Here is a 13,805-nt window from a genome sequence, read left to right as displayed (position 1 = left end):
GGGGTATTTTTATCGCCCGAAGGAGGAATAATTCACATGAAAATTCGCAGGATTTTGCTCGCCGCTGTGATTTCGGTCATGGTTACCGCTGGTATATCGTCAGCATTGAGTCTCGGAGACTTCATTCCCGAAAAGCTCAGGCAGTTTCAGGAAGCGACAGCCCCGCAGGAAACTTCAGCCCTGCCAGAAAACGCACTTATACCGCGCCCGGAAGAGTCCGTGTATTTCGTCCTGAAACTTGATGACACAGGCTCATTCATGCGGTGGCTTGCGTCTGAGGACAATATAAACATCTTCATGCCGCTGGTACTGAAATCGAAAGACTCGAACGACATTATGGCCGGGATTGAGTTTTTCCGCGCATTTGCCGAAAAGACCCCGTTAAAGTCAGCCGCCATTATCGCAGGAGCATATGACCCGGACAAAAAGCAGGCTCCGTTTTTCCAGATGGCTTTTACTGCTGACGAGTCAATATCGTCAAGCGTGAGGAAAATTGCTGACGGAACAGCGGAGGACTCAGACTTCGCGAAAATCATACTCGGCAACGACAATCCTATAACAGCCATAGCGCAGACTATAATAAAGGCCGAGAAACTTCCCGGAAATGTTTACCAGGTCGATAATGAATTGTTCGTGAAAGCCGACGGGGATATTATTCTCGTCTCAATGTCAGAAAATGAGCTTGAGACCGCCTGCAATACCCTGAAAGATTCCGGCGCAGGACTTTTCAGCAAAGTAACGCGGAAATTCACGGACAAAAATTTTCTCTATGTCCACGCGGATTATAACGTTGTTGACAAGCTCGACACTGACAACTCTTTAGCGTCTGCGGACAAGGTTGCAGAATTATTCGACAAGCCGCTTGTTTTCGAGATGGGATTCACGAGCAAGCCGGACAAGTTCATGATGTCTTTTACTTTCAATCTTATCGAGGCAGTGAAGAAGGAATATGCAGCGAAACGGACTGCGGTTCCATCCGTCAAAGGCTCGCACATGACTGTAGTCGGGACAAAGAGTCCGTTAATGGCTGTGAGCGGGTATATTACACTGTCGGCCATTAAGGACGCAACCCAAGACGGCGCAAACTTATGGAAGGAAATCGTCAGGCAAATGCGCGTGAGGTTCGGAATCTCTGAGGATGATTTCACGTCCCTTTTCACCGGGCCTTTCTCGCTCACGGTCGGAGACAGCGTAACTTATGAGGGCATGAAAATTCCCGCAACGTATATTTCTCAGACAGGCGCAAAGGGCGCGGCGGGTAAAATATTCTCCCTCCTCGCGAAAACTCCGCACTTCAAGAAAGCACAGGAAGGAATATTACAGCTTGACCCGTCAATAAGCCCGGTGTCATGCCTCGTTCAGGACAAAGGCGAGACTCTCGGCATAAACTTTGCGGAACTCTCAAGCCTTGCGGGAACGCCTGAAATAAATCCGGCACTGCGGGATCTCATGAACGAGTCGGGAATCTCGGCATTCTGGATTGATTTTGCGGGTATCCGGGATTGGCTCATGGATGACGAAAACGGCGTGTTCGCTATGCTTCTTCCTATGGCAAAAATTTTCGGGTACAGCGAGATTGCCGAGTCAGTTATGGACGTTCTGAGAGCAGAATTTTCCGTGCCGTCATTCTCATTCAGGGCAGAGGACGTAGAGACATTCCGCTTTGAGTTCGCAAATGCAAAGATTGACCCGAAAAACGGACTTTTCGCGAAACTGGTAGGCATATACCAGAAATTCAGCAAGTAGCCATCAACATACATAACATATATATCACGCTTGAATGCCCTCAGACTCTCAGAATCGAGGGTCCGGGGGCATTTTTTTGCGGGAAAGGGAACTAGTACAACATCAAAATGGGCAGACAGAACATAAAGGATTATTTCAACGCGGAAATTTCAGCGGGGAGTCTTGAGCCTAACGGAGGCCCGCGGCTTTCTGACAATGCAATGTGGCTATTGGAGCAGCGTTATTTTGTGCAGAGATATGACGCTGAAAAAAAGTCGCTCAGGAAGGAAAACAGTTTCGAGGAGTTCGCCCGGCGAGTTTCTAGGACAGTGGCAAGCGCGGAAGTGAATTATTCCGACAATGCAGGCTGGATTCGCACCGTTGAGACTAATATTGCTGACGACATACTCAACCGCCGTTTCCTGTTCAACTCTCCGTGCCTTTTCAGCGCGGCGGCAGGGCTGACGGTGATTCCTGAATACGCCGAAATAATCTACAAGAGTCCCGATGACATGACATTTGACGACTACAGGAAGCTATACGAATCGCGGACAAAGAATCAGCAATTATTTGCGTGTTTCGTGATAAGCGTCCCAGACAGCATAGAGGGAATATTTGACTCCGTGAAGAACGCCAGCATAATCAGCAAATTCGGCGGGGGAGTCGGCGGGAATTTCGGACACCTCCGGGAGCAAAGCTCAGAGATTGCCGGGGGTACAGGCGGAAAAGCATCGGGGCCTGTGTCATTCATGGAGACATGGAACACAATGGGCGCGGTTGTCGTTCAGGGAGGAAAACGCCGGGCGGCATTGATGGGAATGCTTTTCGACGATCACCCCGACATTTTCGACTTCATAGACTGCAAGACAGAAGACGGGAAATTGTCGTACTTCAACATTTCGGTTGCCGTTTCCGACAAGCTCATGAAGGCGGCAGAGGATGACGGCGATTTTGACCTTCATTCACGCGCAGACGGCAGCACAGTCCGAACCATCAAAGCAAAAGACCTCCTGAATCACATCTGCGAGTCGGCATGGAAGCGCGGAGACCCCGGAGTTTTCTTCATTGACAGGGCGAGGCAGGACAACCTTCTCAAGCTCGGCGGCTCTGAATGGGAGATAGAAGCGACAAATCCCTGCGGTGAACAGCCTTTGCCGAATTTCACGAGCTGCAATCTCGGCTCAATCAACGCTGAAATGTTCGTGAACGATGACCGCAAATTTGACTGGGAACGCTTCAGCGCACAGGTCTTCAGGTCAGTGTACTATCTTGATTTAGTGATTGACGCTTGCTCGTACCCCTTGGAGAAAATCGGCGTAAGGACGAAATCAATCCGCCCTGTTGGCCTCGGCATAATGGGACTTGCGGACGCTTCAATTATGCGGGGGATTGCGTACGGGTCTGACCGTTTCGGCGCGTTCTGCAAGAAAATCGGTGCTACAATGGCGCGTTCTGCCCTAAGCGCGACGATTCAAATCACTACTGACGCGGGTAAAAATCCGTTCCCTGAGCACAGGCTTGTGAGTGAATTGTTTGCTGACGTGAAAATGCCAGAGACGAACGGCGAGTACAGAGCGATGATACGCGGAATGAGGGACGCGGGAAAAATCCCCGTTACGCTCCTGAATACGCTTGAGCAATTCGACTTTGAGGACGCAAAATTTATCCTGTCGAATCTCTTTCGGGGAAACATGCGTAACAGCCGCCGGCTTTCAATCGCCCCGACAGGATCAATATCAATGCTACTTGATACAAGCTCCGGGATTGAGCCTAATTTTGCGTGGTCATGGAATCGCCGTATCATGAAGACTGACGGAAGCGGCTTTGAGGATCGCGAGTTCTGGCACAAGCTGCTTACCCCTGAGCTTAAAGCCGAATACCGTTCAACGGGCGGCCATATCGCTGACCCTGCATATGTTACGGCCTACGACATAGACACGCAGCAGCATGTGAATGTTACGGGGATATTCGCGCAGTTTGTTGACAGCGGCATAAGCAAGACGGTGAATCTCCCGAACTCCGCGACGGTTGAAGATGTCCGGCGGGTGTACGAGGACTGCTACGCGATGGGCTGCAAGGGAATAACGATATACCGGGACGGCTCGCGGTCATTCCAGCCGATAGAAGTCAGGAAAGACGATGACAGCAATCCCATTCCTGAGCCTGAAGAGAGGCAAACCCGCGTGAAGGCTCGCCCTGCGCCGATAGTGTTCGGGAAAACGATAAAGGACATAACGCCGTGGGGAAGCATGTATATCACACTGAATCTTGACGGAAAAGACCCGTTCGAGATATTCATAAACGTGGGCAAGTCAGGCTCAGAAATGAGAGCTATGACTGAGGCATTATCCCGCGTGATTTCAATCGGCCTCCGCTCCGGGTGCAGGCTTGAGGATTTCATTGACACTCTGCGAGGGCTTTCGGGCAAAGAGTATTGGATGCTTGACTGTGATGAGTACTATGTAGCGCGCTCGATTCCTGACGCGGTTGCGTTGTTGCTGAACAAGCTCATAGACAGGAAGGTTACTGAGGTAAAAATGACAGAAGCATCGCTGAAGTGCCCGGAGTGCGGCTCTCCTCTTGAAATGATTTCGGGGTGCGAGTACTGCTTCAGCTGCGGATATTCGCCCTGCAAGTGATGATTTTCCCCCCTCCCGCCTGAGTGAAGGGGGATTTTCTTTTCACCCTAAACTTTCAGGCACTCACGCAGATATTTCAGCGACTTTTCGCGCATTGTACCCAGCTTTTCACGCACAGAGACCGAGTCGGGCATTTCAGGCCGCGAATCCATGCCGGACTCGTAAACATGATTCATCAGCCCCGTGTTTGTGAGAATGCTCTCAATCCTGCCGAACATGTCCTCCATATTTTTCTGTTTCCGCCTGAACGCCATGAAGTTTTTGCCCAAGTTCACAGAGAACGCAGTCCCGTGAAAAGAGTCAGTAACTACAAAATCGGCACGGTCAATCATATACACGAACTCGCCTGGATGCGTAATGTAATAATCTGTGTCAATATCATGAATGTTTATGACGGGAAGCCCTCCGGCCATGTCATGAATCGCCTGCTGGTATTCCGGCGTGATTTGTCCGAGAAAGTAGCAGACTACATAGCGTTCCGGCACGGGGTATTTTGGCTTTTGGGCGACTTCCCGCCACTGCTCCGGGGACAAAAGCAATGTCGGGTCAAGCACTAATTCTGCCTCCTGCCCTGTGAGGGCGCGTATCAATGGCCGCATTTCCTCTTCACGGCATGAGAGTCGGCTGAATCCCTGAAGCCCCCTGCGGTGAAGCTCTATGTCCTGCTCCGGGAAGCGCGAGAATCCGAAACTCGGAGCGTAGCAGACTCGCTTTTCCGGCGGGACAAACTCAAGGTAGTAATATCTCAGCTCTTCGGGAGTCCTGTGCCAGTTGTGCCACACCTGGTCGCTTCCTGTTACGGCGCAATAGTATTCGCTCCATTGCGATTTGTCCGCGCTGAGTGCTTCGCGGAATGACAGACATATTTTCTCCGCCGTAAACTTGTCCTGAAACGCCTTGAAGCGTTTTTCCCGTTTTCTTTGCTGGAACTGTCTGCGGAATTTCTCCGAACCAAGAAGCGCGAGAATATATTTTATCGGCAGCTTGATGTTTGCCATGACCTTTTCGAGCTTTGAAGGCTGATCCCCGCAAAGGTGCGTTACCTCAAATCCAAAGCTCTCAAGAGTCCGTGTCAGGGCGTATCTCTGAAGGACATTGCCATAATTAAAATTTTCGTACAGTGTTACAAGAAGTACGTTGCGTTTCCCCGCGTTAATGGCGGAAGATGTTTGCATTTGTCAGATTCCCTTCTCAGTATATTTTCAGGCGTACAATTCTGAGGCGTACTGCCTAATATGCTCCCTGCGCCCTGAATACAACGGGAAAAGTTTTCAGTATCATCATGAAATCCTCAGTGAGGCTCATTTTCTCGATATAATCAAGATCCATTTCAATCCACTGCGCCCACTTTACGTCCGCTCTTCCTGAGATCTGCCAATAGCACGTAAGCCCCGGGCGGACAAGCCATCGCTGCCTGTCGTAATCGTCAATCATTTCTGTGTCGACTGTCATAATAGGCCGGGGGCCTACAACGGACATATCGCCCACAAAAATATTCCACAGCTGCGGAAGCTCGTCAATGCTGTATTTCCTGATGAATTTTCCGACACGGGTAATACGCGGGTCATCCTTTATCTTGAATGCGTGCCCGGTCTGCTCGCTGTCTTTGAGAAGCTCTGCAAGCATTGACTCAGCGTTCACCCTCATAGAGCGGAACTTGTGCATGTTGAACGGCTTTAGGTCTTTCCCCCATCGTTTCGCGCTGTAGAACACAGGCCCGCCGTCTTCAAGTTTCACAGCGATTGCCGCGGCCAAGAACACAGGCGAGAGAAGCAAAAGTGCTATGCCCGACGAAATTATGTCAAAAGCGCGTTTCAGGAAAAAATATATCCGGCTCTTGCGTCTCAGGATGTCCTTCATGTTATACCTGTAATCTTTTCGGAGGGATTTATCAGATTCGTTTGAAGGGACTTCATCAGCACACGCCGTACCGGGTGAGAAACATAAGCACAGAGCATACGCGGCGGCAATGAAAATCAGCGTTCCCATCATGCCGATACTCCTCCATAAAAAAACGCCCGCCCTTGTTCCTCACAGAGTGAACGTAAAATATTGCGGCCATAGGGAGTAATGAGACGATGACAGCCACACGAAACCATCCGCAAATGAAAGCGAAAATCATAATTCATTGCGTCAAATCCTTTCTGTTAAGATAGAATTTAAGATTGTTAATAACAGACAGGATTATATCATGGATTAGCGGGTATCAATACGCTCCTGAGCCGTTAATGACCTCGTTCACCGTACGTGTCATAATGATAATGTCAAGCCACACGCTCCAGTTGTGTATATAGTACAGGTCGAAATCTATTCTCTGCTGGTAGTCCTCAACGTCATTGCGCCCGGAGACTTGCCAATATCCCGTCATGCCGGGCTTTATTCTGAATATCTGCCGGGCTGTATTGTAGCCGTAGTAAAGATCTATTTCCTTCTGTACAATAGGACGCGGGCCTACAAGCGACATTTCCCCCCTCAGAACGTTGAAGAGCTGCGGAAGCTCGTCAAGACTCGTGCGCCTAAGTACATGGCCGATCTTTGTTATTCTCTTGTCGTCCTTGAACTTGAATGCCTCCTCAAACTCGCGCCGGAGGTTTTCGTCTTTAAGCATTTCCTGCAGAATCTCTTCTGCGTTCTCAACCATTGTGCGAAATTTGTAGACATTGAACGGCTTTAAGTCCTGGCCGATTCTTTTGTGGAGGAAAAATACTCTTCCGCCGTCCTCGCGCTTCACTCTCCACGCAACATAAATCATGAAGGGCGACAGAAGGCACAGCGCAATGAAGCCCCCGGCATAGTCTATTATCGCTTTAATGAATCTGTTGACGGGATTCAGAAGCCCCTGCGAGGCAGATATAATCGGCATTCCGCCAATGCTCCTCATCTCTGATGACATAGTATTGAGCATATACATGTCAGGAATGTACAGCACTTTCCCGGCAAGCTCCTCCGCCCTGCTGAGCATCCCGGATAATTCGCGCCTTGAGGCCGTCGGAATCGCTATTATTGCCTCGTCCGCGTGAAGACTGGCCTGAATCCGCTCGAAATCGGAGAGCTTTCCGAGAACCGGGAGTCCTGACACTGTTTTTCCCTGCTTGGATTCGTCATCGTCAAGAAATCCCAGAACTTTCCGCACAGTGAAAGGCGAGGAGATTATATTCCGCGCAAAAATTTCGCCCGCGTTCCCGGCTCCGAGTATTATTACTTTTGTTGAAAGAAGTCCCAGCCCGAACAGTATACGCCTGAAGACATAACGCACCGCAAGGCACAGAGGCAGGAACATCACGAAAGCCAGTATTAACCTGAAGAAATGTATAGTGTTCCTCTCCGCGTAAAGAAACATAATGCTGACAAGAAACGCATAGAGAAGCGATCTCATACACTGCTTTGTTTCGTCCCAGAATGTCCAGTTCTCGAAACCGTACATTGAGCTGAATATGTAGAAAGCTGTTACTATCCCTGTAAGAGACGCACGTATCTGGAATGACGCTTCAATCCCGAAAAGAGAGAGGCAAAAATAAAATATCAGCGCGTCAAGAATCACCTGTGCTGCGGAAAATATAAACCTGAAAGCGGCCATGCAACAATCCCTCCTGCAGAAAGGTAAAAAGCATTTCTGATGATTGTATCACATGGCCTGAATAAATTATCTTCCGGCGAGAAGTTTTTTCACGTCCTCAGAATGAGCCGAGTCAAAAGCTGATTTCCCGTCAATATTCCTCAGCGATATATCCGCGCCGTAATTCATGAGGATTTTTACGTTCCCCGCGAGATTTTTCCCCGCCGCGTAAATCAGTGCGGTATTTCCTTCCCTGTCCTGAATATTCACGTCAGCCCCTGAATTTATCATGGCCGCGAGAATTTCGGGGTTGTCGTCAAAAGCCGCGCTCATCAGCGGAGTATGACCCATGAGATCTTTTGCGTTCACGTCCGCGCCTGAGGCGATGAGCATTGCGACATATTCCGGCCTCGATGCCCTGTGAAGAGCCGTGAGTCCCTCATTATTTTTCGCGTTCACGTCTGATTTTGCCTCGACAAGAAGCCGTACTGTCTCAGGATTGCTGCTGAACATGGCCGACATCATGAGGGCTGTATTTCCGTCATCATTCTTTGCGTTCACGTCCGCGCCGGATTTCAGGAGGGCGTTTGTGATTCCTGACTCAGGGTTGAGCATTGCGGCGGCGATTAGTGCGGTGTTTCCGTCATTGTCGCGGGCTTCAAGCTCTGAGCCTGAGTCAATCAGTATGCTTAATGCATGTATTGATGATGTTCGCGAGGCGGCTGTGATTAGCGGTGTGCGCCCGTCATTGTCGCGGAAATTGATGTTTGCCCCGCCGCTGATTAATTCCTGTATATATTCGGGGTCAGTGTCGCGTTTTTTGACGGCTGAAAGTAATTCGTTGTCGGGGGCTTTGTGGAGGAAAGTTACTGCGGTTACGGCGATAAGTATTGCGATTGTCATTGATATTGCTGACTGCGGAGCTTTCTGCCAGATTAATACGGCGATAAGAAGCGCGAGAATTAGTATCAGCCATTGTAATAATTTTCTCATTACGGTAAATCCTTTCTTTGTTGCCTGTACAAAAAACGGGAGACCCATGAGAGTCCCCCGCCGTGAATCTCATGAAATTATCCCTGATGATGTGCGAGCATTACGGCTCCGGCGATTGAGAGAAGTTTTGCTCTCGGTGAGTCTGCTCGGCTTGTGAGGACTACGGGTGCGGCGGCTCCGATGATGAGTCCGGCTGTCTCGCTTCCCTTTGCGAAGAAGCTGATTGACTTTGCCAGTGCGTTGCCGACTTCAATCTGAGGCACGAAAAGTACATCAGCATGTCCGGCCACAGGGGATTTGATGTGCTTGATTTTGGCGGCTTCCTCGTCTATAGCGTTGTCGAGTGCGAGAGGCCCGTCAACAATGCAGTTCTTTATCTGTCCGCGTGCGTTCATCTGTACGAGTGCTGTTGCGTCAAGCGTGCAGGGCATATCAGGGTTGACCATCTCAACGGCGGCGAGGCAGGCGACTTTGGGCAGCTCAACGCCAAGCGAACGGGCGAAATTTACGGTGTTCTGAACGATGTCGGCCTTCATCTTGAGATCGGGATACATGTTGAATGCGCCGTCAGCGATAAATATAACGCGGTCATATCCGGGAATTGAGTGGAAATAGCAGTGTGATATAGCCCTCTTGCCGACACGGAGTCCGACTTCTTTGTTGAGCATTCCGCGCAGGAAGTTGTCTGTATGAAGCTGGCCTTTCATGTAGATGTCAGCGCGCTTTGACGACACTTCAGTAACGGCGACGATTCCGCAGGCGGCCTCGTTCATTTCGGGGATGATGTGATAATTTGTCTCGGCGGCTCCGGCTTCGGCTATGCAGGATTTGATCTTTTCGGGATTTCCTACGAGTGTGGCCTCAACGAGTCCGATTTTGCGGGCTTCCTCGATTGCTGAGATGAGTCCGGCATCCTCGGCCATGGCTACGGATATGCGCTTGCGTCCTTTTTCCGCGCACAGCTTTGTTGCTTCCTCGATTAACTTCGACAATGAGCGAATCTGTTCCATGAAAATTTTTCCTCCTGTTGAAATTTTTATGTTCTTACTCCGAGCCGTTAATATCCCGGAGGTGTTGCCTTTTACAATCTTCCCGCCCCTCTTGGCAGGTTCACCCCCCTGTATCCCCCCTTGGCAGGGGGGACGAGAGTCCCAGAGGTCTTGCCTCCCCTGCGTAAGGGGAGGGCAGGGTGGGGTCGACAACCCTGCGAAAGGCGAGGGCAGAGAGGAGTCGCGGAGGGGGTGTCGTGTTGCCCTACTCTAACCAGTTCTCCATGTATTTCCTGTAAAGCTCAAATATTCGGCGCGTAACCTGTCCCATTTTCCCGTCAGAAATCGTAATCCCTCCAATTTTCACAGCCGGGACTACAAGTTTCATGCTCCCTGTGATAAATGCCTCAGAAGCTCCCGTTAATTCTGACCAGAGCGGACAGCGTTCCTCAACCGTATAGCCTTCCTTTTTCGCAAGCTCGATTACCGCCCCGCGTGTTGTTCCTTTGAGGACTCGTGATAGCGGTGCGGTGATGATTTTGTTGTTGACGACAAGGAAGAAATTGCTGTGTCCGCATTCTGTGATTTCACCGTTGGGACAGTAGAGAATATCATAGGCGTATTTCGGCATTTTGAATGTGGCGCGGTAATTCACGCTCTTCACATCAGGATTATCCCTGCCGAATGTTACAGGCTCAAGAATGACTCCCTTCTCGCGGTCTTCCTCCGAAATTAATCCCGCGTCATCGAATATCACGAAAAATCTAGGCTCAGGGAAGCAGCCTTTCTCCGTGTCGAAACTGTCGCCGCCTGTCAGGAATGTGCGTATTCTCACGTCATGGCCGACTCTGGCTATTCCCTCGCGGACAACGCTTTTCATGTACTCAACATCGGGAATGTTCGCGATCTCTGAGCTTTTCGCGCTGGCTATGAATCTCTCCATGTGAGGCGTAAGCATTAGGGACTTCCCGCCGAATGACGCAAAAGCCTCAAACACTCCTACACCGCGCTGTATAATTAGGTCTGAGATAGGCAATACAGCCTCATCAGGCTCAACAAATTTCCCGTCAATAAAGCATAAGTGAATCATTGCAGCTGATACCAACTTTCTTGGGTAATTTTCCCGTCATCATCCGGAATATCAAGCGGCCTGTCGAACGGGTCAACCTCAATTTTCTGCCCGAACGCCGCCATCCTGCTCGGAAACGCCTTCAGCGATATAGTCAGCCCTAAAGAGTCATTTCCGTTCCTAGTTCTGTCATTCTTGTAGTGAAGATCCCATATCATGCAGTCCGTATCCCATTGGACGCTGTAATATGTCTCGTCAATCATCGACTCGAACAAGTCATAGCTTCCGCGAAACGCTAAATACACTTCCCGCCCGATCGGGAATCTTACACGCTGATGGATTCTGCGCCTGTTGCTGTACTTGTCCCAGTACATAGAGCTACTGCCCCATGCGTATTGCCTCTCGTAGCCCGTGCCAAGCTCGAACACGCCTATTTTATACCGCGCACCGATAAAACTCCTCAGCATTTCCTGGTCTGTTCCGTCATACATCAGCACGACTCCTTCAGTGTTTGCGAAAAGCTCAACGTCTCCGGCTTTCCTTTCGGCGTAATTCCTTATGCCGAGTCCGTAGCGCATTTCGTCTCCTCTGTCGGGCATCTTGTAGATAGTCTCACCGTAATTTCCGATTGTCGCGAAAACCCTCGACCATGAATATTTTGAGTTCCTGAACCACGGTGCCCACACGATTAACTCCGGCTTGCGGTCAAGCCTTCCTTTGTACTGATAGTAGCTGTCTTTCTTGTCGGAAATATATTCGTTGTGCGTCCAGTTCAAATGAGCCGCCCAGCCGTTATGATTGTACATGAGAGTAGCATAGGGCCGCCAGATTTTTTCCTTCCACACATCATCCCATGAATGCTCAACGCCGACACGAATGGCAAAATCGCGGTTTAACTCCTGCTCAACCTCAAGCATATATTCAAACCCTGAGCTTCTCGAATAAGAGAATCCCAGAGAGGCCGAGCCTGTTTCCCAGCCGAGAGTCCCGGTAATGCCTCCGCGTGAGCCGTGTATCTCACTCCTGTTGAGGAACGGTGCCATAGTGTAGCCGAGTTTCCTGCGCTTTAACTGTACAACGTAATCAAGAGGGGACGTAAAAAGATAGGTATTGCCGAGATAGACGCGGGGTTTTTTGGCGACGACTCTTCTGTTCGGGATAAATGTTATCTGCTTTGATTCAAGCCTGTAATGCGGATGTTCAAGCGCGCATGTTGTCATTGCGACGTTGCGCCACTGTAGCATGTAATCCTGCGGAGTGCCTTTTACGAGTCCGCGCTCCTCTGCAAGCTCCCAGGGGATAACGTTTATTTCTCCGCCGTAAACGTAAAGAGTTTCGCCCTTCTCGCCGATTGACAGACGTGTTGCCGGGCCTGTAAGGATTCCTTCACCGCTGCTGAGGTCATAATCTATCTGATCGCCGTTGAGAGTCCTTGTTCCGTTGGTCATGCGTATTTTTTCGCCGGGGAGGGGCATTGCTTTGACCTTCTGGCTGTCTGCGCTGTATTCTATTCTTTCGGCCATTATTGTTGTGCCGTTGTACTGTAGAACGGCGTTGCCCTCTGCTGTAGCCTGTCCTGTCTCATCGTTGAATGATACGCGGTCAGCATTGAGGATAACTTGTTCGGGGACAATTTCGGGAGCGGGTGTAATTCCTGTGTCCTCGCTGAGATAATAATCCTCGAAATCAGCGCACCAGCATTCAGCCGGCAGCAGGAAGAAAATTAATGACAGCGAAAAAATTAACGTTCTAAGGATTTTGGTTTTTGCCATCTGATTACGCCTCCATGCTGTAATAATATCACGCGGCTGTTATCTGTGCTTGCAATCGGAGTCGTAAGTGAAAATTCTTTGTCCTGAAGCGTGAGTCCGTGCGGAAAAATGAGAGTGTTATTCTCCTGCTGCCAAGTGAGTGCGGGACTGTCAAGCAGCCATATTCTTGCGTCATCGCTGATTGCCCCTGTGAGTCCGAAAATGCCTGCGGTTTTTGCATCGTCGGAATAAATGCCGCTCTTCCCGAAAAATGTCCAGAGTCCTTTGTCGCCGCTGAGAGTGCGTTTTATGTCAGCCGAGAGGAAATTCACGGCCTTGTCGCGCTGTTCGAGGTAGGGAAGCCTGACCTGCCACAAGTCGCCGGAAATCACGCGGGAAAAGCGTATGTTCTCCATGACTATGCCGGGCATGTTGAGCAGGGACTCGCGCAGGAGGTCAACATCAAGATTCATGTCGCTGATTGCGTATTGTACGAGTCTGAGTATTCCGAGAATGGCGAGGGCGAGAAATATTTTCTTGGGTGAAATTCTGATCTTCATTGCGGGCTATTTCTTGTAGACATCACCGCGTGAACCAAGAGAGCGGAGACGTATTATCTTCTCATCCTCATTTATTTTCATGATAAAACGCCAGTCTCCTACTCTCAGGCGGTATTCGCCGCGTCCTGTCAGGGGTTTTATGTCCATCTGCTCTGGTTTGGTCTCTAGGTCTTTTATTGCCTGTGTCAGCCTCTCCCGGTCCGGGTTGGGAATGCGTGAAAGCCTGCGCTGTACAGGTTTGCCAATTATTACTGTCCACATTCCTGCAACCCCGCAATAAGCTCGTCAACAGTCAGATATTCCCCGTTAGCGAAATCCCTGTCACTTTCCTCTATCTGTGATATTTCGTCTTCAGTCAACGGAGCGTCCGCCCAGTCGTCATTATCATCTTCACGCGACAACCTGAGAGATTTTGCGTACTCCGCGACTTTTCCGAGTTCGTCCGCCGTAAGCAAGGGCAGTTCAATATCAAGAATCACATTGCCTGTCGATATAGTTTTCTCTGCTGTTGCTGTTGTCATTG

12 protein-coding genes are annotated in these 13,805 nt (G+C 50.0%); 2 read left to right on the top strand and 10 right to left on the bottom strand.

Features of this window, described 5'->3' with window-relative positions; genetic code table 11:
• Window positions 1-36 precede the first annotated feature (36 nt).
• Window positions 37-1,746, top strand: coding sequence for a hypothetical protein (locus IKQ95_01045; GenBank protein MBR4195281.1), 1,710 nt, complete (start codon window positions 37-39; stop codon window positions 1,744-1,746).
• A gap of 107 nt (window positions 1,747-1,853) precedes the next feature.
• Window positions 1,854-4,364 carry an adenosylcobalamin-dependent ribonucleoside-diphosphate reductase gene (locus tag IKQ95_01040; protein ID MBR4195280.1) on the top strand — a complete coding sequence of 837 codons (2,511 nt, stop codon included), beginning with the start codon at window positions 1,854-1,856 and terminating at the stop codon, window positions 4,362-4,364.
• Between the two features lie 47 nt (window positions 4,365-4,411).
• Here IKQ95_01040 and IKQ95_01035 read toward each other — a convergent pair whose 3' ends face one another.
• The 10 genes from IKQ95_01035 to IKQ95_00990 form a co-directional block, all read right to left on the bottom strand.
• Window positions 4,412-5,539 (bottom strand): polysaccharide pyruvyl transferase family protein, encoded by a 1,128-nt coding sequence (locus IKQ95_01035; GenBank protein MBR4195279.1) that lies wholly within the window; start codon window positions 5,537-5,539, stop codon window positions 4,412-4,414.
• A 55-nt stretch (window positions 5,540-5,594) separates the two neighbouring features.
• Window positions 5,595-6,353 carry a sugar transferase gene (locus IKQ95_01030; GenBank protein MBR4195278.1) on the bottom strand — a complete coding sequence of 253 codons (759 nt, stop codon included), beginning with the start codon at window positions 6,351-6,353 and terminating at the stop codon, window positions 5,595-5,597.
• Window positions 6,354-6,570: 217 nt separating this feature from the next.
• Entirely contained in the window at window positions 6,571-7,941 is a 1,371-nt protein-coding gene (locus IKQ95_01025) for a sugar transferase (GenBank protein ID MBR4195277.1), read from the bottom strand.
• A 66-nt stretch (window positions 7,942-8,007) separates the two neighbouring features.
• Window positions 8,008-8,913 (bottom strand): ankyrin repeat domain-containing protein, encoded by a 906-nt coding sequence (locus tag IKQ95_01020; GenBank protein MBR4195276.1) that lies wholly within the window; start codon window positions 8,911-8,913, stop codon window positions 8,008-8,010.
• A gap of 77 nt (window positions 8,914-8,990) precedes the next feature.
• A complete protein-coding gene (locus IKQ95_01015) occupies window positions 8,991-10,001 on the bottom strand; it encodes a bifunctional enoyl-CoA hydratase/phosphate acetyltransferase (protein MBR4195275.1) in 1,011 nt (336 codons plus the stop codon).
• Between the two features lie 166 nt (window positions 10,002-10,167).
• Complete coding sequence (locus tag IKQ95_01010; GenBank protein ID MBR4195274.1) at window positions 10,168-10,989, bottom strand: aminotransferase class IV family protein; 822 nt, start codon at window positions 10,987-10,989, stop codon at window positions 10,168-10,170.
• On the bottom strand, window positions 10,989-12,743 hold the full coding sequence (locus IKQ95_01005; GenBank protein ID MBR4195273.1) for a hypothetical protein: 1,755 nt from the start codon (window positions 12,741-12,743) through the stop codon (window positions 10,989-10,991). Before IKQ95_01005 ends, IKQ95_01010 begins: the two co-directional genes overlap by 1 nt.
• Window positions 12,713-13,282, bottom strand: coding sequence for a hypothetical protein (locus IKQ95_01000; protein MBR4195272.1), 570 nt, complete (start codon window positions 13,280-13,282; stop codon window positions 12,713-12,715). The genes IKQ95_01005 and IKQ95_01000 overlap by 31 nt, the downstream gene beginning before the upstream one ends.
• A gap of 6 nt (window positions 13,283-13,288) precedes the next feature.
• Window positions 13,289-13,543 carry a type II toxin-antitoxin system RelE/ParE family toxin gene (locus IKQ95_00995; protein MBR4195271.1) on the bottom strand — a complete coding sequence of 85 codons (255 nt, stop codon included), beginning with the start codon at window positions 13,541-13,543 and terminating at the stop codon, window positions 13,289-13,291.
• Window positions 13,531-13,803, bottom strand: coding sequence for a hypothetical protein (locus IKQ95_00990; GenBank protein MBR4195270.1), 273 nt, complete (start codon window positions 13,801-13,803; stop codon window positions 13,531-13,533). The genes IKQ95_00995 and IKQ95_00990 overlap by 13 nt, the downstream gene beginning before the upstream one ends.
• Window positions 13,804-13,805 lie beyond the last annotated feature (2 nt).

The sequence above is a fragment of the Synergistaceae bacterium genome (assembly GCA_017540085.1).
In the GTDB taxonomy this organism is placed as follows: domain Bacteria; phylum Synergistota; class Synergistia; order Synergistales; family Aminobacteriaceae; genus JAFUXM01.
This window is presented reverse-complemented; position numbering and strand designations above follow the sequence as displayed.